This is a genomic window from Streptomyces globisporus, from assembly GCF_003501885.1.
GTDB classification, from domain to species: Bacteria; Actinomycetota; Actinomycetes; order Streptomycetales; family Streptomycetaceae; genus Streptomyces; species Streptomyces globisporus_D.
On sequence record NZ_QWFA01000399.1, the window covers coordinates 1 to 1058 of the forward strand.

The window sequence follows — 1058 nt, forward strand, 5'->3', positions numbered from 1 at the left end:
GGTGGGGGCGGTCAGTTCGGCGGGGGCGGCGCCGGACGCGAGGGTGTAGCGGGACAGGGCGAACTCGTCGACCGGGGTCTCGTAGAGCTCCTCGCCCGACGGAGCCGCCTCCGGGCGCAGTACGCCGGGTTCGGTGGCCTCGAACCGGACGATCCGCAGGAGTTCGGGGACGTCGATGTGCTTGGGGGTCAGGCCGCAGCGCAGCACGTTGTCCGAGTTGGCCATGATCTCGACGCCGAGGCCGTCCAGATAGGCGTGCGGGACGCCCGCCCCGAGGAACAGGGCTTCGCCGGGCTGGAGTTCCACGTAGTTCAGCAGCATCGCGGCGAGGACCCCGGGGTCGCCGGGGAAGTGGTGGGCGATGCGGGCGTACGGGGCGTGGGCGCCGCCGAGGCGTTCGGCGGCGGCCGCCGCCTCCGTCACGGTCTCGCTCATCTCCGCCGGGTCTCCGCCGAGGATCGCCGTGAGCACCTCGCGGAGGGCCGCCTCCTCGGGGTGGGCGCGGAGGAGGTCGACGTACGGCTTGAGGGAGTCGACTCCCAGCGCCTCCATCGCGTCCGCCGCCTCGGTGGGCGGGCGGAAGCCGCACAGCCCGGCGAAGGGGGTGAGGGCGCAGATCAGTTCGGGCTTGTGGTTGGCGTCCTTGTACGTGCGGTGGGGGGCGTCGATCGGGACGCCCCGGGCCTCCTCGTCGGCGTAACCCTCGCGGGCCTGGTCCAGGTCGGGGTGGACCTGTACGGAGAGGGGGGCGCCGGCGGCGAGGAGCTTCAGGAGGAAGGGGAGGCGGGGGCCGAACCGGGCGACGGTCGGCGCGCCGAGCTCGCCTTCCGGGTCGGCGTCGATGACCTCGGTGAGGGCCAGTTCGATCGTGCCGGACGCGGTGGTGCGGGTGATTCGTGAGGGCGCTCCGGGGTGGGCTCCCATCCACATCTCGGCCTGCGGTTCGCCGGTGGGCGCGATGCCGAGCAGGGCGGGGATGGCCGTGGTGGACCCCCAGGCGTAGGGGCGCACGGTGTTGGACAGCCGGTCCATGGAGTCGTCCTCGGGTGGGGCTGGGC

Annotated in this window: 1 protein-coding gene; it reads right to left on the bottom strand. The window is 73.6% G+C overall.

Annotation, left to right across the window (positions count from 1 at the left end):
* Positions 1-1032 (bottom strand): mannose-6-phosphate isomerase, class I (gene manA / locus D3105_RS33950; protein ID WP_118906602.1); only part of this gene is annotated, 1032 nt, incomplete at its 3' end.
* Between the last annotated feature and the right edge of the window lie 26 nt (positions 1033-1058).